Raw genomic sequence first — 19,903 nt, 5'->3', positions numbered from 1 at the left:
TAGGTTTAGATTTCAGTTTCTGAACCATGATTGAAGGATTTCTGGATCAGCTTGATTCCAATTATGTTGTTATTAGATAAATCATGTCATCAATTAATCAAGTAAATCATGGTTCAAAACAATTATATTTATCCCTATGAAAAAGCTTATCTTATCCTGTTTCCTGCTGCTTATCACCTGCTTTGTTATTAAGGCACAAGACAGGGAAGCCATTATCAAACTGATGCACAACCAGCAAATTGCCTGGAGCAACGGCGACCTGGATGGCTTTATGCAAGGTTATTGGAAATCGGATTCGCTGATGTTCATAGGGAAGCGTGGCCCAACTTATGGCTGGCAGCAAACGCTGGATGGTTACAAGAAAGGTTATCCCGATAAAGCCGCTATGGGCAAGCTTACCTTCAGGATAGATAAGGTACAACTCCTCAGCAAAGCCGACGCCTTTGTGATGGGCGCCTGGAGCCTCGCCCGCGAAAAGGACGCACCCGGCGGATACTTTACCTTATGGTTTAGAAAGATAAACGGTGAGTGGAAAATAGTTTGCGACCATACGAGTTAGGGAATATGACGAATATTAAATCACCGCTTAATATCATATCTTACAATACTGCTACCGATGATTACCCATACCCAATAGAAGCCATGAACATGACTTACGACGGCCTGCACCCATCAGACAAAGGGCACCGCATTATAGCCGATATGCTCGTAAAGATCATGAAGAAGTATTGATCTTACAGTTGCTTGCTGTCTTCCTGTGCTAAGATTGTTTGCGCATGCTTTGCTTAATCTTTTCGCGGTGCTGTTCGCCCCAGGCGCCTAGTTCGCCTATTACGTTTTTTAAAGTACGGCTGTATTCCGTTGCTTCATAAATAATAGTTACCGGGGTGGTGGGGTAAACTTTGCGTGCAATAAAGTCATTCAGCTCCAGATCTTTCAATTCTTTAGCCAATACCCTGGGGGATATACCGGATACCTCAGTCTGAATTTGGTTAAAACGTTTTGATGACTGCACCAGCGAAAGGATCAAAGCAAGCTTCCATTTTCCGTTAAGTACATACAAGGCATCAAGGATATTCCTGAGCGATCCCGCGCATTCTGCTTTATTTGGAAGGGCCTCATTTTTAATCACTTTCATAGCTGCAAAGATAACCACTTACCTCCATGTAACCGCTTTCCTTTAGGTAACTACTGACTTTTTAAGAGTTGGTAACCATAGTTTTGCATTGAAATAAGCAAGTAAAATTATGAAACACATCCTTCATTTAAAATCGAGCATCCAAGGTAAAACATCATACAGCCTTCAACTAGGTAACGCCATCGTCGGGAAAATTCAGGATAAATATCCGGGAAGCAAAGTAGAAGAATTAGATGTTGTGGATAGTGAGATACCGCATCTTACGCCCAATGTCCTTATAGCGATGTTCACGCCAGGCGACCAACTCCCGGCAGATAAAAAGGGGCTCACGCATCTTTCTGATGAATTGATCAGGCAATTGTTTGCTGCAGACATTATCGTGATTGGTGCGCCGCTGATCAACTTTACCATTCACTCGGCATTAAAGGCCTGGATAGATCATATTACCCGCCCCGGGATAACTTTTGGCTATGGCGAAAACGGCCCGGTTGGGATGGTAACCGGCAAAAAAGTTTATGTGGCCATGTCGTCGGGCGGTGTTTACAGTGAAGGGCCGGGCAAAGCGAATGATTTTGTTGCCCCTTATCTGAAAGCCTTTCTTGGCTTTTTGGGGATGACAGATCTTAAGGTGTTCCGTGGAGAAGGATTAAAAGTGCCGGGCGTAAAGGAACACGCTATGCAAAAAGCGATTGATAGCATAGTAATTGACTAATGACAAATGCAGTCTGTTAAAGCGTCCACACCTAATAAACAGCGTGGACGCTCGAACAGGCAAAAACAGATGAATACCCTTACATTGTAGAACCCATGAACATTACCTACAATGGCCTGCACCCATCAGGCTGGGCATCGCATCATAGCCTATATGCTGGTGAAGATTATGAAGAAGTATTGAGTTGGTTGGTGAGGTGATAATATGACCACAGCCTGAATGGATAGCTGACTTTTCTATTATCAACCCACTGTCATATCCTACATATTAATTGGTATATCGGGAAAAGCCGATATATCTTTGTGGCATGGATCAGGTAGAAATTTTTAAGGCACTCTCTAATAAGACCAGGCTACAGATACTCAACTGGCTAAAAGACCCCGAATTGCATTTCCCCGAGCAAAAGGAAAATGGTTTTGAAAACGGCGTTTGCGTGGGGCAAATCCACCAAAAATCCGGGCTTACCCAATCTACCGTGTCCGAATATTTAACCAGCCTGCAGCGTGCCGGTTTGGTAACGGCTACCCGTGCCGGGCAGTGGACCTACTATAAGCGTAACGAAGAAACGTTTGCCGCTTTAAGCCGGCTTATTCAATCAGAAATTTAATCAACAAGAATATATATATTATGAACACAGATAGCTTATTCAGGCCGTTCAGCCTGAAATCATTAAACATCAAAAACCGCATCGTTATGGCGCCTATGACGCGCTCATTTTCGCCAAACGGTGTACCAACGGCGGATGTTGCCGCTTATTACCGTAAACGTGCCGAAGGCGAGGTGGGTTTGATCTTGTCGGAAGGTACGGTTATCAACCGCGTAGCATCATCAAACGATGCCAACATTCCGCATTTTTATGGTGCCGATGCTTTGGCCGGATGGAAAAATGTGATCGATGGCGTGCACGCCGAAAGTGGCGCTATGGGCCCGCAAATATGGCACATGGGTATTATGGATAACCACGCTTCAGGCTGGGTTCCATCAGAACCGTTCGAAGGCCCGTCGGGTTTAAACAGGCCGGGCAACAGTAACGGTAAAACCATGACCGAGAAAGATATTGCCGATACCATCGCGGCTTATGGCCAGGCAGCGGCAGATGCCAAAGCTTTAGGTTTTGATACCGTAGAGATCCACGGCGCTCACGATTATTTGATAGACCAGTTCTTTTGGGACGCTACCAACCAGCGTACTGATATTTACGGTGGTAAAACCCTTGCCGAGCGCAGCCGTTTTGCCATTGAGGTTATTAAGGAAGTACGCAAACGCGTGGGTGAAGATTTTGCTGTGATCATCCGTCTGTCACAGTTTAAACCATCCGCATACGATACCAAACTGGCTAAAACTCCGCAGGAAATGGAAGCCTGGATAAACCCATTGGCCGATGCCGGTATAGATATTTTCCATTGCTCGCAACGCCGTTTTTGGGAACCCGAATTTGAAGGCAGCGACCTAAACTTTGCCGGCTGGGCCAAAAAGGTAAGTGGTAAAACCACCATAACCGTTGGTTCGGTAGGTTTAACGGGCGAATTTTTGGCCGCTTTTGCAGGTGAAAGTTCACAACCAAGCTCGCTTGATGAATTATTAAGAAGGTTTGACCGTGGCGATTTTGACCTGGTTGGAGTGGGCAGGCCTTTATTGGCAGACCCATTCTGGACTCAAAAGATCCGCGAAGGTCGCACCGGTGAGCTTAAAGGTTTCACCAAAGAAGCCCTTGGCGAACTGGTAATGTAATTAGCTTGAAGAGAAAAAAGAGAAGTTCCGGTTTATATACGTAGCCTGGACTTCTCTTTTATTAATATGTAATCAAATCTCCCTTAATATGGTTTGCCGGCAGCCAGTTCCTGCTCGGCCCATTTAATGGCGATGTGTTCGCGGTATTTAGCGTATTTTTCTTTAAAGGCCATTTTCAGCAGGCTATCCACACCGCCTTTTATTGCCAGGTTATAAATACTGGCAGCTTTGCGGGTGATGGAAGCGTCCCATGCGCGCAGGCTAAGCGAGTACGAGCCATCGATATACTTCATCCAGTGCCAGTAGCCGGTGGGCATAAACAGGGTGTCGCCATGTTCCATGAACACCTCTGTGCCTTCTACTCCTTCAAGGGCAGGGAATTTTTTAATGTCGGGGTTTTGTACATCATAATCCTCTAAAGCATAAGTAGCATTAGGGATACAATATAAGCGGCGTTTCCATTTATTCTCGAACAATATTACGTGCTTGCGCCCACCAAAATGGGTATGGAAAATGTGCGGAAGATCGATGTCGTAATGTAAAAACGTAACCGAGTTTGAACCGCCAAAAAACATAGATGGCATGCTTTCGATAAAGCCACCCATCAGATCTTTAGGGAAAACGATATCATCCAGCAGTTGCGGCGCTTGTTTAAATATATTAAAGAAGAAGATACGTAGTTCTGTTGGCTGCGATTTGATCAGGTCGATATAATCATCAAAAGGCATTTCTGCCGCCGATGAGTTGATGGGCTTGGACGGGTCGGCCTTAGAGTTATCGTACAACGGCACCACCTTTTTGCCTACTACCTCTTTTAGGTATTCGGGCGTCCATTTATCGCGGGCGGGCCAGCTTTTGGTCAGGCCTTTAATAACCAGCGGGCGGCGTGGGTCAAGGTAGTTTTTCTTGAAATCTTCGGGGCTTATGTTCTCAACAGTATCAATCGGGTGCAGTATAAAGCTCATATCGCTAACGTATCGGATTTTACAAATAGTTACTTTTAGGACGTAACTATTGCCCGAAAGTTATCAAAATAACAAAATAAAAAGCAGATAGAGATATTAAGAATATGTTATGGGCATTTATAAACGCAAAATGACGCGAAGTATCGCGTCTCTACGAAAACTGTTTTACGGTTTACCCGCAGCCAAAGCTTTATCTGCACGTTTAACGGCCAGCCTTTCTTTCCAGTCCATATACCCTATCCTGAAATTCTTTTTCATGATATCATCAAACTTGCGCTGTATAGTAAGGTTGTAAAGGCTTTTTGCCTTGATAACCCAGGAACTATCCCATGCACGTAACGAAATAGAGAACGACCCATCCAGGTACTTCATCCAATGCCAAAAACCGGTGGGCATAAATAGAGTGTCTCCGTGTTCTAAAATAGTTTTATGCCCTTCTATGCCATCCAGCGCCGGGAACTTTTTAAAATCGGGATGCTCAATATCATAATTCTCCAATGCATAAGTAGCAAAGGGAATCTTATACAGTCGCTCGCTCCATTTATTATCAAACAATATCACGTGCTTGCGGCCATTAAAGTGCGTATGGAAGATGTGCGCCAGGTCTATATCGTAATGTAAAAATGTAACGGAGCCTTTCCCGCCAAAAAACATGTTAGGGTATTTATCTAAAAAACCACCCATCAAGTTGGTAGGGGAGCGGTAATCATCCAGCAAACCCGGCGCGTGCTTTATGGGGTCAAATAAAAAGATGCGCAGATCGGTAGGCTCTTTTTGGATCAGGTCGATGTAATCGCCAAACTTCATTTCGGCAGCAGACGCGTTGATGGGTTTAGACGGATCGGCTTTCGAGCTGTCGTAAAGCGGCACCATTTGGTTGCCAACAGTTTCCTTTAAATAATCAAAGGTCCACTTTTGCAGGGCAGGCCAGTTTTGGGTAGCCTTGCGGATAACCAGCGGCTTGCGTGGCTTTAAATAATTATTGATAAAATCTTCTTTGCTGATATTATCAACGCTGTCTATAGGGGTAAGGGACAAGCTCATATGCTATGCTATACTAAAAAACGATACAAAATTAATTATTTAACATAGGCATAACATTTGAAACGCCATTTGTGATGTTTTTTGACAAAAAAATAAGCCCGGCGCTTTTGCAACCGGGCTTGATAGGTAGTATTAAGTAGTTGCAGTGGCAGTATTAAGTGCAGCCGCTACTGCCACTTTTATTTCGGCATCAACACAGCATTCACTACGTGGATAACACCGTTGCTTTGGTTAACATCAGCAATGGTTACCCAGCTTTTGCCACCTTTTTCGTCAACAATGTATATTTTTTTGTGGGCCATTTTCGCTTTTAGTACGCCACCGCTAACGGTAGTTAATTCGGCAGTACCTTTGCCCGCTTTGATTTTAGCAATTAGGTCTTTAGCGCTAACTTTACCTGCTACAACGTGATAAGTTAAAATTTTGGTAAGTGTTGCTTTGTTCTCTGGTTTTACCAAAGTTTCAACAGTGCCTTTTGGCAATTTGTTAAAAGCTTCGTTAGTTGGTGCAAACACGGTGAACGGGCCTGCAGATGATAAAGTTTCTACTAAACCTGCAGCTTTAACAGCAGCAACCAATGTGGTGTGGTCTTTAGAATTTACTGCGTTTTCTACAATGTTTTTTGTTGGGTACATTGCTGCGCCACCAACCATTTTAGTTTGTGCATTTGCTTTTGGGGCTATTGCTATAGCTGCTAAAGCAAAGGCCGCGATGATTAATTTTTTCATGTTTTTTGGGTGAATTTATTTGTAAGAAGATACGCAGTAAAATTGCAGGCGGTTTTTAATTGGTTAATATATTTCTAACAACCATTCGCTATAATATATTTACTCACCCCAATACCAATAGCTATCGCAACAAACTCGCCGACCTTCGCTGCGCGGAAAGAGGGTAAACAGAATATTATTGCCGTTGGCTTTAGCCAACGGATAACAAGTAAGCGTGCCCGGCTCTAGCCGAAACAGGACAGTAATATTTGGCTAAAGCCATTTAAATTAATTGCTATCCCGTCCCTTTTAAGGGACGGTAATGAAATAAAAGAATAAGATCGCCGTGAAAGTATAAATGAGAAAGTAATGAAAAGTTAAAAAAACAAATTCGCCGCAATATTATCTGCGTAGAGCTTGCCGTGGGGGGTAAGGGTTAAAATATTGCCCGTTCGGGTAAGGCTGCCATCATCAAAATATGGCCTGGCAGCTTTTAAAACATCGTTTTTAGCGCCGGATGCAATGCTGTCAAGTTTGTCAAGGTCCATGCCCCAGCTGGTGCGGAGCGAGGTCATGATGTATTCGTTCAAACGGTTGGTTTCTGTCAGGATCTCAATTTCGGCCGGGATAGTGTTTTCTGCTAAACTTTTTATGTAATTAGTATTATTAGCAATATTCCATTGGCGGGTATCGCCATTAAAGGAATGTGCCGATGGGCCGATGCCCAGATATTTTACACCCTTCCAATAATTAGAGTTATGGCGCGAGTAATGGCCCTGCTTGCAAAAGTTAGAGATCTCGTACTGCTCAAAACCGTTGGTTTGCATAGCCTCCAGCATCATGTTAAATTGTTCGGCGCTTTGGGCCTCGCTCATGGGCTGCTGCTTTTTTTTGCTGATGAAGGTTGCCAGCGCGGTTTGCGGTTCAACCGTCATGCTGTAAGCGGATACGTGGGGGATGCCCAGTTCAAAAACTTTTTGGAGGTTATGCTTCCACTTAATATCTGTGAGTAAAGGATAGCCATAAATAAGGTCGACAGTTATATTCTCAAAGCCTGCATCCTGCGCGCGTTTTACAGATGCTTCGGCTTCGCTGGCGCGATGCACGCGGTTCATCCATTGCAGGTCCTCATCAAAAAACGACTGGATGCCTATACTGAAACGGTTTACCGGCGTGTGGCGGAAAGCGTTTATTTTATGATGGTCCAGGTCGTCCGGGTTAGCCTCCAGCGTTATCTCGGCATCGGCACTAACGGTATGTAGCTCTGTAATGGTATTAATAATGCGGATGATCTCGTCTGCCGAAAGTACCGACGGGGTACCGCCACCAAAATAAATGGTTTCGATAGTTTCGTTGGTGAGATAGTTTTTTTGCAGGGTTATCTCTTTCAGGATGGCCGCCACCATCTCATCCTTATACTTAGGTGATGTGCTGAAATGGAAATCGCAGTAATGGCAGGCTTGCTTGCAAAAAGGGATGTGGATGTAAATACCTGCCATGGGGCAAAGGTAAGCGTTTAACCAAATTAGTATCTAATAGAATTGCCCGGATTATTGATTTTATTATTCGGTCCAAAGCACCCCGATAGCATAAGTTTTGGCATAGCCTGAAATTAGTACCCGGTCTCCTTTATCAACGCAATATAGTTCGCCCGTCCGGTCGGATAACTGGATGGCCTTCATTTCTTTTTTTTGAAGCCGCTCTGCCCAATAGGGTATTAAAGAGCAGTGCGATGAGCCGGTTACCGGGTCTTCTAAGATGCTCGATTGCGAGGTGAAATACCTTGAAACAAAATCATATACATCACCTTTTGCCGTAACCACCACACCACCGGGATCAAGGTTGATCTGGTCAAACAGCTGGCGGTCAATCTGAATATCCCTTACCTCTTTTTCGCTATTGTAAATCAGCACATAATCGCGCGATTTAAGCACAATTGCAGGTTGTATATTTAATGCTTTCTTGATAATCTCGGGCAACTCACTTAAAACAGGTTTCCTGGAGGGGAAATCTAAGGTATATAAGCCATCGCGCTCCGACACTAACAGATCGCCGCTTAGGGTTTTAAACAGGATGTCTTTCTCCGGGTAATGCAAACATGTTTTAAGTACGTGTGCCGCAGCTAAAGTGGCGTGGCCACATAGGTCCATTTCAATTTCGGGGGTAAACCATTTTAGGTGTACGTGGTCTTTTTCGATGATAAAAAATGCCGTTTCGGCTACGGCGTTCTCTTTTGCGATATTCATTAACACATCGTCGCTAAGCCAAAAATCTAACGGCACAACACAAGCCGGGTTGCCTTTAAAGGTTTCCCTTGTAAAACTGTCAATCTGGAACAGATCTAATTTCATGTTCCGAAGTTAAGAATTACTTGTTTGACTGAACTTTATAATGCCGCTAAATATAAACACACCGACCATCACCTAAGGCAATTTTGGTAAGTAAATGAAATTACGCATGCTTTAGCCTAACCGCTTTTATTTGCCTAAATTTGCGCCTATTACAAGGGTTTATATACATGCGCTGGTTTATTTGCTTTTTATTTATGGTTGTTACAGGATGCACTGCCGCGTATGCACAGGCAGATTCTGTACAGAAACCCATAGATAGTATCCGCGCCCGGCCAAGGTTTAAAGGGCCACTGCCTTTCCTGGATTCGGTAGCACAGGCAACAGCAGTACGCGAAAAATTCGAGTCGGACTCGCTGGCGATGCTATACGTTCAGGCCCCCGATCCTAATCGCCCTAATATGTTTGTGGATAGTATCTTAAAGGCCAATGCCTACAAAGGCGACCACTACTTTAGCCTCTCCACCAAAGCGCGGATAAAGCAGGGTTACGGTCATACGCGTCCATCTCGCGATATTTGGGTTATTGCCATTATCATCATTTTATTGCTATTTACATCGGGATTGAACATATTCTCCAGTAAGGATATGAGCAATGTTTTCCAGTCGTTTTACAACCGTAAAAGCAGCGCCCAGGCAGGGAAGGAGGATAGCCCCATCAACTTTTGGACGTTTGTGGGTTTGTTCCTGCTATTTGGTTTTACCTGCGGTTTGTTCCTGTACTTATTAACTACAGGTTACTATAAAGTTTATTATACAATTGCCGGTTTCCAGCTTTTTGCGACGCTGTCCTTAGTTATCATCGCGTTGTTTGCCAGTAAGTTCCTGGTATTAAAGTTCTTAGGTTTTGTGTTTGATATTAATAAGCTGGTGACCGATTATATATCGGCACTATCACTTACCTATTTTAATATAACCTTTGTTTTTTTGCCTGTAGCGCTATGTTTCAGCCTCATCTCAGATAAGTTCATCCCCTTTTTACTGGTGTTAACATTACTGTTTGTAGTAGTGATATTTATATGGCAATACCTGCGCAGCAGCGTAAGTATTATTTCAAATTTTCGATTTCATAAATTTTATTTATTTATCTATCTTTGTGCCCTTGAAATTTGCCCCATATTGATATTGATCAAGGCACTTAATATAGGATTTAGGTAGATACATATGGCATTGGAAGATAGAAAGAAAAAGGTTAAAAGCATATTAGTTACGCTTCCAAAACCTGAGAATGATAAAAATCCTTATGCTGAATTGGCCAAAAAGCTTAATTTAAAAATTGACTTTAGGTCGTTTATTCACGTAGAGGGGGTGCCTGCTAAGGATTTCCGTAAGGAAAAAATTAACCTGGCCGATTTTACCGCAGTGATCTTCACCAGCCGTAACTCTGCAGACCATTTCTTCCGTATTTGCGAGGAGATGCGTTTTGAGGTACCGGTAGAAATGAAATACTTCTGCCTTTCAGAAACTATCGCCCTGTATCTTCAAAAATACATTCAATACCGTAAGCGGAAGATATTTTTTGGCAAACAAACCGCTGCCGACCTGGCCGAGGTTTTGAAAAAACACTCTGCCGAAAAATTCCTATGTCCTTGTTCTGACGTAGCTGCCGAGGAAACCCAAAAATTCTTGTTAGATAACGGTTACGATTTTACACCTGCAGTTCTTTTCCGCACCGTATGTAGCGACCTGAGCGACCTTGCCGAGGTGTTTTATGACGTTATCGCATTCTTTAGCCCGTCTAGCATCCAGTCGTTATATAAAAACTTTCCCAATTTTCAGCAGAATAATACCCGTATAGCGGCTTTTGGTGCCACAACCCACAAAGCAGTTTTAGAAGCCGGATTGATCCTGGATATCCCTGCGCCAACACCTGCTGCACCTTCTATGACCATGGCAATTGACCAATATGTTAAGCAAGCCAACAAATAAATAAATTTTAACAGTTGTAATACTGCAACATTCTTCAGAAAAACCCCGTATAACGGTGAAAATATTTATGCAATAACGAAATATTTTTATCGTACTCTTTGCTTTTTTACCAATATAGAAGGCGATTTATTATAACTAATAATAGCAACTGTTATATATAAAAACATTTTTTTCTGTTTGGTTAGTGTAAAAGTGATATATTCGGGGGTGCGTTCTGTTAAATAGGATTAATAGATATTACTGATTTTGGATACAAAATGAAACAAGTATACTTTTTAATAATAGTTTTGGCCGGTACTATATTAACAGGCTGCGGCATAGGCGGCGGCGGCGGCGCTTCAAGTGGCGAGGTTATAGGGGTAAGGCAACGATCTTTCAGGGCAACAACCCCCTTAAACATGGTTTATATTAAAGGGGGTACATTTTTAATGGGCCAAACAGACCAGGATGTAACCTTTGCCCAAACAGCTCAAACAAAACAGGTAACGGTACCTCCGTTTTTTATGGACGATACGGAGATCTCCAACACAAAATATAAGCAGTTTGTATTTTGGGTGCGCGATTCTATTGCCATCACCAACTACCTAAACGACACAAAGTATTATTACCAGCCTAAAAAAGGCGCTGCGGCGGATCCAAACGGCAGGAAATACATCAACTGGGGATATGTTGAGAATAACCCGGTGTTTAGCACACGTGGTAAAAATGCATCAGCAAACCAACAAAAACTACAGGGATTATACTACCAGGGCGATGACCGGGTATTTGACCGTAACGAAATTGACGTTAAGTTATTAAAATACAACTACGCTTTATTTACACTGCGCGATGCATCAAACTATCGTAACGATAAAACAAAAAAACGTTCGGATTTTATTTTACGTGATACTGTAGGGGTTTATCCGGATACACTGGTTTGGCTTAACGATTTCTCTTACGCTGCTAACGAGCCAATGGTTGAGGGTTACTTCTCTCACCCGGCATACCGTAACTACCCTGTTGTAGGTGTTACCTGGCGCCAGGCCCGTGCATTTACCGCATGGCGCACACGTTTAAGCGATGGTGCTAAAGACAAACGCCATATCCCGCACAATCAACCTTATGCATTACCAAACGATGCTGAATTTGAGTACGCCGCACGTGGTGGCCGTATAGGTACCGATTACCCCTGGGGCGGTCCGTATATTAAAAATGCGAAAGGATGTTTAATGGCCAACTTTAAACCCGGCCGTGGTAATTATACCGATGATGGTGGCGCATACACAGTAAATGTAAGATCATATTTCCCTAACGATTATGGCTTGTACAATATGGCCGGTAACGTTGCCGAGTGGACATCATCTGCATATGATGAATCTGCATCAACATTCGTGCATGACTTATCGCCAACATTCGATTACGAAGCAAAAAGAAATGACCCCGAAGTACTGAAACGTAAAGTTGTACGCGGCGGCTCATGGAAGGATATCGGTTACTTTCTTCAAAACTCTACCCGTACTTTCGAGTACCAGGATACCGCGAAATCATACATCGGTTTCCGTTGTGTAACACCATTCCTTGGCCGCGATATCAAGGACAAACGCTAAACAAATCAAACTAAAATAATACAAAATCATCTTTACAAAAGTTTATGGCTGGGAAAAAGAAACCTTTCGGAATTGGGAATATTATATCAATTGGAGCAACAGTTGTTATAATTGGGTTGCTGTTTAAAATTCAACACTGGAAATTCGCTTCTGAATTTATAACACTTGGATTAGGTACTGAAGCTATATTGTTCTTTATCCTCGGTTTACAACGCGAAGACAAAGAAGTGGACTGGGTACGTGTATATCCAGAATTGAATGAAGACTTTTCGGGCGAATTGCCAAAATCATCTTCAAGGCCGGCAATATCAGGCGGCGATAATTTTTCAAACACGGCCGCTTTAGACAAAATGCTGTCTGATGCTAAAATTGGCCCCGAGCTTATCGGCAGCTTAGGCGATGGTCTTCGCACCTTTGGTGATAAGGTTAACGCTATATCAAGGGTAACTGACGCAGGCGACGCTACTGTCGCTTTTACAAACAAAGTAAAACAGGCAACTGCAAGCTACGATGGTTTAAGCGCGGCATTTGAAAAAGCATCTGCCAACCTTAACGAAATGGCAAACACCAATATCGATTCAAAGGCTTACCATGACCAGGTTAACAATTTGGCTAAAAACCTATCGTCATTAAACGCGGTATACGAACTGGAGTTACAGGATTCAAGCGCGCATTTGAAAGCGATGAACAGCTTCTACAAAAATCTGTCGTTAACGATGAATAACTTTAACGAATCGTTAGATGATTCGAAACAGTTTAAAGAGGAGGTTGGCCGTTTAGCTAAAAACCTTGCTTCGTTAAATTCAGTTTATGGTAACATGCTTACAGCAATGAACCAGCCAAGGGTTAACTAACATATTTAAGTATACCAACACAGAATATATAAAGCATGGCCGGAGGTAAAGAAACCCCAAGACAGCGGATGATAGGTATACTGTACCTGGTACTTTTAGGGCTTATAGCGCTAAACGTTCCGGACAGCCTATTGGACTCATTCAAAAATATCACAAACAGCTTAGATCAATCACGTGTAAACGTTACTACTGGTTTAGATAATACGTATTCAGCTTTCGAGGCTACTAAACTAAGAGAGCAGCCCGAAAAAGCAGGTAAATTATTAGCTAATGCAAAAGAAGCCACTAAAACATCTGGCGAGCTTAACGCGTATATCGAAGAACTTAAAAAGGAACTTGTTGAAAAAGGTGGCGGCATAAACCCCGAGATCAATGATGTTAATGCAAGAGAAAGCCTTGATATATCATCAGAGGTGATGATAAACGATAAAAAGGCCGATGTGTTAAAAGAAAAGATCGAGGCTACTAAAGCGAAACTGATCTCTCTTTTGGGTAAAGACGCAGCGGGTGTTAATTTTTCATTAAACGCTAACGACCCGCCCATGCGCCCGGGTTATCCCGGTAAAACCTTCCAGACAGGTTATTTTGGCGAAGGCATCCCATTGGGAGCGGCTTTAACCACATTGGCTAAAATACAGGCTGATAATAAAAATGCCGAGAACGAAGTAGTTAAAAAAATATTAGGCAAAGTTGACCAGGCGCAGGTAACCCTTAATCAATTTCGGGCTGTTATCGTTGCACCCACCGGTTATGTATTATCAGGCCAGCAATACAAAGCCGACATCTATTTAACCGCATATGACGATAAATCTAACCCCGTTATTACCGTCGGTGGTTCGCCAGTACCAATTGCCAATGGTATTGGTACATATACCACAACAGCAAGTGGTGAAGGGATGCACAAATGGACAGCCTCGTTATTAGTTAAACAGGTAGATGGCCCGGCAAAACCTTACACGGTTGATGGTAGCTACATGGTTGCAAGACCATCGGCAGTAGTATCGCCGGATAAAATGAACGTATTATACATTGGTGTACCAAACCCTTTGTCAATTTCGGCACCGGGTGTACCTAAAGAAAGTATAAAAGTAAGCATGAGCGGTGGCTCGGTAAGCGGTTCAGGCGGCCATTATACTGCAAATGTAACTACCATAGGTACCGCGAAGGTAACAGTATTGGGCGATAAAGGCATGGTATTGGGTGCTTCGGAATTCCGTGTTAAACGGATCCCGGATCCTAAAGCGATGTTTGCCGGCAAAAGCGGTGGTAAAACCAGTGCAGCCAACATCCGCGCGCAAGACAGGCTTTTTGCCAAATTGGACGGATTTGAGTTTGACGCTAAATTTAACGTTACCAGGTTTAGCCTGGTCATCATAAAACCACGCCAGGATGCTGTTAGCTACACCGCGACAAGTGGCGAACTATCGGGCCCTATGCGTGCTGCTATGGGTAGTGTTACACCGGGTACAACCGTAGTATTCCAGGATATTATAGCTGTTGGCCCTGATGGCACACAGCGCGGACTTGACGGTATAGTATTACAGGCTAATTAAGAAGATTATGAAAACAAGATTTTTGATCATTGTACTTTGTCTGGCTTGCAGCGCTTCATTCGCGCAAACCAAAAAAAAGGCAACCAAAAAAGCTGGTACGAGGGCAAAAACACAGGCCTCTGTTGCTTCGGGTGTAAACCCGAATAAACAGGTTTCCGGTGCCGCAAACGCGGGTTTATCACGTGTTGATACCACTAGGAAAAAGCCTTTTGACCGCCCTATGGACGGTTATTACAGGAAAAATAATATCCTTAGCGCTAAGGTAACCCCTTACGCCAACCTGCGCGAAGCCGACGTAATGTTTGCTAAACGTGTTTGGCGCGAGATAGACCTTCGCGAAAAAATGAACCAATACTTGGGTTCGCCAAAAGGCAGGTTAATTGATGTATTAATGGCAGCTATTGATTTGGGTGAGCTTACCGCTTACGACCCGGCGCCTACTAAAGATGACCCTAACGGTGATGGATTTAGCAGGCCGCTTGCTACAGGACAGGCACGTGCCCGTATGGCAGATAGTGCTGTTGTAGATCAGTTTGATAAGGATGGTAACAAGATAGGATCAAGGGTGCAGGCCGGCGAGTTTAACCCGGATAGCGTTGTTAAATTCCGTATTAAAGAAGATTGGTATTTTGACAAACAGCGTTCGGTTTTCGAACCACGCATCATCGGTATAGCCCCGCTTTACAAACCCAAGGCAGCAGGTATGGACCTGGATTATCAACCGGCGTTTTGGATCTATTTTGATGAAGCACGCAAGGTTTTGGCCGTTAAAGAAGCGGTTAGCCGTAACAACGATGCAACAGGGCTAAGCTTTGATGATTGTTTTGTGAAACGCATATTTACCAGTTACATTGTTAAACAATCTAACGATAAAGACGAACGCATCCGCGATTACGCGCAAGGTATTGATAAGCTATACGAATCTGAAAGGATCAAAAAAACGATCCTGGATTACGAGCTTAACCTTTGGAAATACGGCGAATAATTAGTCCGCTTAAAATATTGAAGCCCGTTTGCGTAAGCATACGGGCTTTTTTGTTGCCATAGCGTCATTGCGAGGTACGAAGCAATCTCTTTAAGCAAGTCCGGCAAGCAAGGTGTATAATTGTCCTAAAGAGATTGCTTCGTACCTCGCAATGACGCGCAGAAAAATATGCTGTGATTATTAGGATCTACTGCAACCCCGTAACATCACTTACCGCCGGATTGAAGTATTGGATAATAGCTTTCGCTTGCTTTAAGTTCACTACTTCCTGCAACTCGGTTTCGGTTGCTTCGCGGATCTTTTTCACGGATTTGAAGTATTTTAAAAGCTTCTCGGCGGTGGTTTTGCCGATACCGGGGATCAATTCCAATTCCGTTGCTAAAGTGCCCTTGTCGCGTTTTTTACGGTGAGCGGTGATACCGAAACGGTGGGCCTCATCGCGCAGCTGCTGGATCACTTTAAGTGTTTCAGATCGTTTGTCCAGGTACAGCGGGTACTGGTCGCCGGGGTAATATAATTCTTCCAGGCGTTTAGCGATGCCGATGATAGTTACTTTCTTTTCTATCCCCAATAGCCTTAAACTTTTCATGGCTGATGATAGCTGCCCTTTACCACCGTCAATGATGATGAGTTGCGGCAACTCGGTGCCTTCATCCAGCATGCGGCGGTAACGGCGGTGCACGGCCTCTTCCATAGTGGCAAAGTCATCCGGGCCGACAACCGTTTTTACGTTAAAAAAGCGGTAATCCTTCTTAGATGGCTTGGCATCCTTAAACACCACGATGGCAGATACCGGGTACGCGCCCTGGAAGTTGGAGTTATCAAAACATTCGATGTGGCGTGGCAGGGTATTCATGCGCAGGTCCTTCATCATTAGCGTAAGCAGGCGATCTATCCGCACGTCCGGGTTCAGCTTTTCGTACTGGTCTATCTTTTCCTTTTTAAAGAACATCACATTCTTTTGCGACAGATCCAACAGCTTACGTTTCTCGCCTAGCTTGGGTACAGTAAACTTTAGCTTCTCATCCTCTACGTCGATATTAAACGGTACGATGATCTCTTTAGAGGTACTGTTATACCTGGTCCTAAATTCGGTTATGGCGATGCTTAGCAACTCCTCGTCGGTTTCGTCGAGGCGTTTCTTAAGCTCGATGGTTTGTGTTTGGGTGATGGTACCGTTCATCACTTTCAGGAAGTTTACGAAGGCGTATTTTTCTTCGGATGCAATGCTGAACACATCTACATCAGTAATAGAAGAGTTTACTACGGTAGATTTACTCTGGTAGTTCTCCAGCAGGTCTTGTTTCCGTTTTATGCGGTGGGCCAGTTCGAAGTTGAGGTCACCAACAGCTTTGTCAAGGTCGCTTTTTAAGCCGCGTACAACGTTTCCTATCTTGCCATTGAGTACATCTGTTATCTCGCCAATATTATTGTCATAGTCGGCTTCTGACTGGTAATCCTGGCAAGGGCCTTTGCAGTTACCCAACTGGTACTCCAGGCAAACCTTAAACTTGCCTTTTTCGATATTCTCGCGGGTAAGGTTAAGGTTGCAGGTACGCAGGGAATAGGTTTCTTTGATCAGCCCCAAAATAGTGTGCATCATACTTACGGAAGCGTAGGGACCAAGGTATTTAGAGCCATCCTTAATGATGCGGCGCGTCCAAAAAATGCGGGGGTAATTTTCGTTTTTGATGATGATCCACGGGTAGGTTTTATCATCCTTCAGCATCACATTGTAGCGCGGCTGGTGCTTCTTTATCATGCTGTTTTCCAGCAGCCAGGCATCCACCTCGGTATCTACAATAGTGAACGTGATGTTGCGGATCTTGGATACCAGTACCCGCGTTTTAGCATTAATTTGCGTATCTTTGTTAAAGTAAGAGCCCACACGGTTACGCAGGTCCTTTGCCTTACCAATATAGATCAGCTGTTTCTCGCTATCCCAATACTGATATACACCCGGTTTGTGCGGTATATTTTTTAAAGCTTCCTTGTAATCGAATTTCTCCATCTGGTGTTAGAATGTTGCAATGTTTTAAAGTTGTAATGTTGAGCCAATAGATAAAAACAACCTTTAAACCTTACAACATTTAAACTTTACAACAAATGTCTAAAAATCAAGTTTCTTATCCACCTCGTTAGTGCCTTTTTGCTGTTGGCTGTAGGCACCACAATCGAGCGTGATGGATACGCCGGATTTTGGCGGTACAAAGTCTACGTTCTTTTTTATGCCGAGGGATGTATTGGCGTAAACCCGCTTCATAAACCCTGCGAAAATAGGCAGGGCGGTGTTTGCACCTTCGCCAAGGCGGGTAGATCGGAAGTGGATATCGCGATCCTCGCAGCCTGTCCACACGCCGGTAACCAGTTGTGGGGTAATGCCCATAAACCAACCATCGGAGTTATCTTGCGTGGTGCCCGTTTTGCCACCAATAGGGTTTGTTAAGCCGTATTTGCCGCGTAAGCGATAGCCTGTGCCTTCGTCGATAACGCCTTTAAGCATATAGGTCATTACGTAAGCGGTTTGCTCGTTCATAGCTTGCACAATGCGCGGCGAGTTGTTGTATAATACGTTACCGTTTTTGTCTTCGATACGTAACAAATAGGTAGGCTCCGTCCAAACGCCCTGGTTGGCAAATGCCGAGTAAGCCCCCGTCATATCAAATACCGAAGCGTCAAACGTGCCCAGGCAGATAGAGGGGTATGGCGGTACATTACTGGTGATACCCATCTTTTTGATCAATTCCATAACGGGCGTTGGTTTTACCTCGTTCATAACATACGCGGTGACCCAGTTTTGCGAACGTGCCAGAGCAGTGCGCAGTGTAATAACACCCGGCACAGTTTCGCCTGGCGATGAACGTGGTGTCCAGTCGGCGCCATAACCGGTAATGGTGATAGGCTCGTTGGCTACTTGCTGACAAGGAGATATCCCATCGTCGATAGCCACGGCATAAGTAAATGGCTTAGCTGTAGAGCCCACCTGGCGTGTACCCATTTTTACCTGATCGTATTTAAAATGCTCGAAGTTTATGCCGCCCACCCATGCTTTGATGTAGCCGGTAGTAGGGTCCATACTCATCAACGAATTGCGCAACATCATTTTACAATATACTATCGAATCGATAGGCCTCATCACCGTATCGATATCGCCTCGCCAGGTAAACAAATTCATTTTAGCGGGCTTGTTAAAATCGGCACGGATCTCTTCTTCGGATGCTCCCTGCGATTTTAGGGCGATGTACCTGTCAGACCTATACATGCCCTTATCAAGCAGGCTTTTGAATGTCGGGATGCTTTTCCAAAGACTGATGCCTTTCCAGTGCGCGTTAAATTGTGCCTGAAGGATGCGCATGTATTCTTTCTGCGCGTCCTCGGCATATTTTTGCATGGTGGCATCAATGGTGGTATATATTTTCAGGCCATCACGGTCAAGGTCATAAGGGGTGGTGCCGTCAGGTTTTAGGATCGATTTATCAACTAAGATCTTTTGTACCTGTTTTTTTAGGACTGCCCTAAAGTAGGTGGCGATACCCTCGTTATGATCTATCGGACTAAACGTTAAACCCAGTGGTTTCGCTTTATATTCATCGGCCTGTCCCGAGCTTAAAAAGCCCTCTTCATCCATACGTCGCAGGACGAAATTACGGCGGTTTTTGGCGTTTTCGGGGTGGTTTATGGGCGAGTAAATACCCGGCCCGTTTATCATGCCGATCAATAGCGCGGCCTGGTCCGGTGTAAGTTTATCGGGGGTGCTGTTAAAATAAGTACGCGACGCCGAGCTGATACCATAAGTATTATATGCTCCAAAATCAATGGTATTTAGGTACAGGGTAAGGATCTCTTCTTTGGTGTAGTTGCGTTCTATCTTAACTGCTGTGATCCATTCCTGTAATTTTTGGATAATACGCTTAAAAGGGTTGTGCGACCGCTCCGAGAACAGGTTAAGTGCCAGTTGCTGCGTAATGGTACTGCCACCCTGCTTTTTACCTATAAGGTTATACAAAACTATACTGAAAGTACGCTGAAAATCAATCCCCGAGTGTTGGTAAAAGCGGGTATCCTCGGTAGCTATCAACGCATTGATAACATTTGGCGAGATCTGCTTATAAGGAACGCTCGAACGGTTTTTGATGTAATATTTACCTATGATCTCTTTGTCGGATGAGATGATCTCTGATGCCTGATCGCTCTTTGGGTTCTCCAGCTCGCGGAAAGATGGCAGCGGGCCAAACACCTGGAAGGCTATGAGCAATATCATAATTACGAAAAACGAAAAACAGGCAATTACAAAACGCCATATATACCAGTTGTAACGTTTTATATCCTGTTGCGGAACTTTATTGATCATC

19 protein-coding genes are annotated in these 19,903 nt (G+C 43.9%); 11 read left to right on the top strand and 8 right to left on the bottom strand.

Annotation, left to right across the window (positions count from 1 at the left end; all coding sequences use genetic code 11):
- The first annotated feature begins 136 nt into the window (after window positions 1–136).
- Complete coding sequence (locus RHM67_RS18410) at window positions 137–559, top strand: YybH family protein (RefSeq protein WP_322228656.1); 423 nt, start codon at window positions 137–139, stop codon at window positions 557–559.
- 5 nt (window positions 560–564) lie between these two features.
- On the top strand, window positions 565–732 hold the full coding sequence (locus RHM67_RS18405) for a hypothetical protein (protein WP_322228654.1): 168 nt from the start codon (window positions 565–567) through the stop codon (window positions 730–732).
- Window positions 733–760: 28 nt separating this feature from the next.
- Here the strand turns inward: RHM67_RS18405 and RHM67_RS18400 are convergent, their stop codons facing one another.
- Window positions 761–1,138: a helix-turn-helix domain-containing protein gene (locus RHM67_RS18400; RefSeq protein WP_322228652.1), complete on the bottom strand. Its 378-nt coding sequence runs from the start codon at window positions 1,136–1,138 to the stop codon at window positions 761–763.
- A 109-nt stretch (window positions 1,139–1,247) separates the two neighbouring features.
- On the opposite strand from RHM67_RS18400, the gene RHM67_RS18395 reads away from it, so the two are divergent.
- The 3 genes from RHM67_RS18395 to RHM67_RS18385 all read left to right on the top strand — a co-directional run bounded on the left by RHM67_RS18395 (window position 1,248) and on the right by RHM67_RS18385 (window position 3,581).
- Window positions 1,248–1,850, top strand: coding sequence for an FMN-dependent NADH-azoreductase (locus RHM67_RS18395; protein WP_322228651.1), 603 nt, complete (start codon window positions 1,248–1,250; stop codon window positions 1,848–1,850).
- A 307-nt stretch (window positions 1,851–2,157) separates the two neighbouring features.
- A complete protein-coding gene (locus tag RHM67_RS18390) occupies window positions 2,158–2,457 on the top strand; it encodes a metalloregulator ArsR/SmtB family transcription factor (RefSeq protein ID WP_322228649.1) in 300 nt (99 codons plus the stop codon).
- A 20-nt stretch (window positions 2,458–2,477) separates the two neighbouring features.
- The gene (locus RHM67_RS18385; protein ID WP_322228647.1) at window positions 2,478–3,581 is read left to right on the top strand and encodes an NADH:flavin oxidoreductase; all 1,104 of its coding nucleotides are present in this window, start codon (window positions 2,478–2,480) and stop codon (window positions 3,579–3,581) included.
- Window positions 3,582–3,664: 83 nt separating this feature from the next.
- On the opposite strand, the gene RHM67_RS18380 is transcribed toward RHM67_RS18385, so the two are convergent.
- From RHM67_RS18380 to RHM67_RS18360, 5 genes are all read right to left on the bottom strand, one after another.
- Window positions 3,665–4,546 carry a cupin-like domain-containing protein gene (locus RHM67_RS18380; protein ID WP_322228646.1) on the bottom strand — a complete coding sequence of 294 codons (882 nt, stop codon included), beginning with the start codon at window positions 4,544–4,546 and terminating at the stop codon, window positions 3,665–3,667.
- Window positions 4,547–4,711: 165 nt separating this feature from the next.
- Window positions 4,712–5,590, bottom strand: coding sequence for a cupin-like domain-containing protein (locus RHM67_RS18375; RefSeq protein WP_322228645.1), 879 nt, complete (start codon window positions 5,588–5,590; stop codon window positions 4,712–4,714).
- 179 nt (window positions 5,591–5,769) lie between these two features.
- Window positions 5,770–6,318, bottom strand: coding sequence for a fasciclin domain-containing protein (locus RHM67_RS18370; protein WP_322228644.1), 549 nt, complete (start codon window positions 6,316–6,318; stop codon window positions 5,770–5,772).
- Window positions 6,319–6,674: 356 nt separating this feature from the next.
- The gene (gene hemW, locus RHM67_RS18365; RefSeq protein WP_322228643.1) at window positions 6,675–7,796 is read right to left on the bottom strand and encodes a radical SAM family heme chaperone HemW; all 1,122 of its coding nucleotides are present in this window, start codon (window positions 7,794–7,796) and stop codon (window positions 6,675–6,677) included.
- Window positions 7,797–7,859: 63 nt separating this feature from the next.
- Window positions 7,860–8,648 (bottom strand): PhzF family phenazine biosynthesis protein, encoded by a 789-nt coding sequence (locus RHM67_RS18360; protein ID WP_322228642.1) that lies wholly within the window; start codon window positions 8,646–8,648, stop codon window positions 7,860–7,862.
- Window positions 8,649–8,842: 194 nt separating this feature from the next.
- Between RHM67_RS18360 and RHM67_RS18355 the strand changes: the two genes are divergently transcribed.
- From RHM67_RS18355 to gldN, 6 genes are all read left to right on the top strand, one after another.
- The gene (locus RHM67_RS18355) at window positions 8,843–9,802 is read left to right on the top strand and encodes a DUF4271 domain-containing protein (protein ID WP_322228640.1); all 960 of its coding nucleotides are present in this window, start codon (window positions 8,843–8,845) and stop codon (window positions 9,800–9,802) included.
- A 6-nt stretch (window positions 9,803–9,808) separates the two neighbouring features.
- Window positions 9,809–10,573, top strand: a complete 765-nt coding sequence (locus tag RHM67_RS18350; protein ID WP_322228639.1) for a uroporphyrinogen-III synthase — start codon at window positions 9,809–9,811, stop codon at window positions 10,571–10,573.
- Between the two features lie 257 nt (window positions 10,574–10,830).
- The gene (locus tag RHM67_RS18345) at window positions 10,831–12,159 is read left to right on the top strand and encodes an SUMF1/EgtB/PvdO family nonheme iron enzyme (RefSeq protein WP_322228638.1); all 1,329 of its coding nucleotides are present in this window, start codon (window positions 10,831–10,833) and stop codon (window positions 12,157–12,159) included.
- Between the two features lie 44 nt (window positions 12,160–12,203).
- Window positions 12,204–13,013, top strand: a complete 810-nt coding sequence (gldL, locus tag RHM67_RS18340) for a gliding motility protein GldL (RefSeq protein WP_322228635.1) — start codon at window positions 12,204–12,206, stop codon at window positions 13,011–13,013.
- 35 nt (window positions 13,014–13,048) lie between these two features.
- Window positions 13,049–14,566 (top strand): gliding motility protein GldM, encoded by a 1,518-nt coding sequence (gene gldM / locus RHM67_RS18335; protein ID WP_322228632.1) that lies wholly within the window; start codon window positions 13,049–13,051, stop codon window positions 14,564–14,566.
- 7 nt (window positions 14,567–14,573) lie between these two features.
- Window positions 14,574–15,551: a gliding motility protein GldN gene (gene gldN, locus RHM67_RS18330; protein ID WP_322228630.1), complete on the top strand. Its 978-nt coding sequence runs from the start codon at window positions 14,574–14,576 to the stop codon at window positions 15,549–15,551.
- A 187-nt stretch (window positions 15,552–15,738) separates the two neighbouring features.
- Here the strand turns inward: gldN and uvrC are convergent, their stop codons facing one another.
- Complete coding sequence (gene uvrC / locus RHM67_RS18325; protein WP_322228627.1) at window positions 15,739–17,562, bottom strand: excinuclease ABC subunit UvrC; 1,824 nt, start codon at window positions 17,560–17,562, stop codon at window positions 15,739–15,741.
- Between the two features lie 99 nt (window positions 17,563–17,661).
- The gene (locus RHM67_RS18320) at window positions 17,662–19,902 is read right to left on the bottom strand and encodes a penicillin-binding protein 1A (RefSeq protein ID WP_322228625.1); all 2,241 of its coding nucleotides are present in this window, start codon (window positions 19,900–19,902) and stop codon (window positions 17,662–17,664) included.
- Window position 19,903: the final 1 nt, after the last annotated feature.

The sequence above is a fragment of the Mucilaginibacter sp. 5C4 genome (assembly GCF_034345625.1).
GTDB classification, from domain to species: Bacteria; Bacteroidota; Bacteroidia; order Sphingobacteriales; family Sphingobacteriaceae; genus Mucilaginibacter; species Mucilaginibacter aurantiaciroseus.
Note: the sequence above shows the minus strand (reverse complement) of the source record. Positions and strands in the feature narration are given on the sequence as shown.

What these genes read in the sequence shown, in the direction of transcription:
- RHM67_RS18375 (WP_322228645.1), bottom strand. Translation starts at nt 5,590, where the DNA reads ATGAGCTTGTCCCTTACCCCTATAGACAGCGTTGATAATATCAGCAAA.
- RHM67_RS18385 (WP_322228647.1), top strand. Translation starts at nt 2,478, where the DNA reads ATGAACACAGATAGCTTATTCAGGCCGTTCAGCCTGAAATCATTAAAC.
- RHM67_RS18355 (WP_322228640.1), top strand. Translation starts at nt 8,843, where the DNA reads ATGGTTGTTACAGGATGCACTGCCGCGTATGCACAGGCAGATTCTGTA.
- uvrC (WP_322228627.1), bottom strand. Translation starts at nt 17,562, where the DNA reads ATGGAGAAATTCGATTACAAGGAAGCTTTAAAAAATATACCGCACAAA.
- hemW (WP_322228643.1), bottom strand. Translation starts at nt 7,796, where the DNA reads ATGGCAGGTATTTACATCCACATCCCTTTTTGCAAGCAAGCCTGCCAT.
- RHM67_RS18345 (WP_322228638.1), top strand. Translation starts at nt 10,831, where the DNA reads ATGAAACAAGTATACTTTTTAATAATAGTTTTGGCCGGTACTATATTA.
- gldL (WP_322228635.1), top strand. Translation starts at nt 12,204, where the DNA reads ATGGCTGGGAAAAAGAAACCTTTCGGAATTGGGAATATTATATCAATT.
- RHM67_RS18400 (WP_322228652.1), bottom strand. Translation starts at nt 1,138, where the DNA reads ATGAAAGTGATTAAAAATGAGGCCCTTCCAAATAAAGCAGAATGCGCG.
- gldM (WP_322228632.1), top strand. Translation starts at nt 13,049, where the DNA reads ATGGCCGGAGGTAAAGAAACCCCAAGACAGCGGATGATAGGTATACTG.
- RHM67_RS18410 (WP_322228656.1), top strand. Translation starts at nt 137, where the DNA reads ATGAAAAAGCTTATCTTATCCTGTTTCCTGCTGCTTATCACCTGCTTT.
- RHM67_RS18360 (WP_322228642.1), bottom strand. Translation starts at nt 8,648, where the DNA reads ATGAAATTAGATCTGTTCCAGATTGACAGTTTTACAAGGGAAACCTTT.
- RHM67_RS18320 (WP_322228625.1), bottom strand. Translation starts at nt 19,902, where the DNA reads ATGATCAATAAAGTTCCGCAACAGGATATAAAACGTTACAACTGGTAT.
- gldN (WP_322228630.1), top strand. Translation starts at nt 14,574, where the DNA reads ATGAAAACAAGATTTTTGATCATTGTACTTTGTCTGGCTTGCAGCGCT.
- RHM67_RS18380 (WP_322228646.1), bottom strand. Translation starts at nt 4,546, where the DNA reads ATGAGCTTTATACTGCACCCGATTGATACTGTTGAGAACATAAGCCCC.
- RHM67_RS18370 (WP_322228644.1), bottom strand. Translation starts at nt 6,318, where the DNA reads ATGAAAAAATTAATCATCGCGGCCTTTGCTTTAGCAGCTATAGCAATA.
- RHM67_RS18405 (WP_322228654.1), top strand. Translation starts at nt 565, where the DNA reads ATGACGAATATTAAATCACCGCTTAATATCATATCTTACAATACTGCT.
- RHM67_RS18390 (WP_322228649.1), top strand. Translation starts at nt 2,158, where the DNA reads ATGGATCAGGTAGAAATTTTTAAGGCACTCTCTAATAAGACCAGGCTA.
- RHM67_RS18395 (WP_322228651.1), top strand. Translation starts at nt 1,248, where the DNA reads ATGAAACACATCCTTCATTTAAAATCGAGCATCCAAGGTAAAACATCA.
- RHM67_RS18350 (WP_322228639.1), top strand. Translation starts at nt 9,809, where the DNA reads ATGGCATTGGAAGATAGAAAGAAAAAGGTTAAAAGCATATTAGTTACG.